The following is a 404-nucleotide window of genomic DNA, read 5'->3' as shown; positions in this document are numbered from 1 at the left end:
AGATATAACTCTCCATGCGCGACTAGAATCAACGCTTTCTTTGAAAGCTTTGAGTTCTATTATCTCTCTTTCATAAGAATCGCGAATATCTTTAATTTCATTTTTTAAAAGTTTCACTTCATGCTCTTTTTTGAAAAAACAATCGTTAACATCTTTAAGCAACTCATCTTTTTCCAAAATTAACTCATCCTTTTCTGAAACTAACTCATCAAGATATTTAACTCTATTGCTAATTAAATTTTTCTCTTCAGAACATTGACTATATCCGGTATATAAAAACCTAACAATCTTAATAATGTCTGAAGCTTCAAATCTCTTGATTAGCTCTAACAACTCTTTTTCGTGTAGTTTAAATTTGTCTAATGATACTCTCACGAATAAAGATAAATAGCTAACTTCATACT

Annotated in this window: 1 protein-coding gene; it reads right to left on the bottom strand. The window is 29.0% G+C overall.

Annotated elements, in window-relative coordinates:
* On the bottom strand, window positions 1-404 hold a 404-nt coding region (locus BCT81_RS29135; RefSeq protein WP_157938853.1), incomplete at both ends, for a hypothetical protein.

The sequence above is a fragment of the Vibrio sp. 10N.261.52.A1 genome (assembly GCF_002876325.1).
Taxonomy (GTDB): Bacteria; Pseudomonadota; Gammaproteobacteria; order Enterobacterales; family Vibrionaceae; genus Vibrio; species Vibrio chagasii.
Note: the sequence above shows the minus strand (reverse complement) of the source record. Positions and strands in the feature narration are given on the sequence as shown.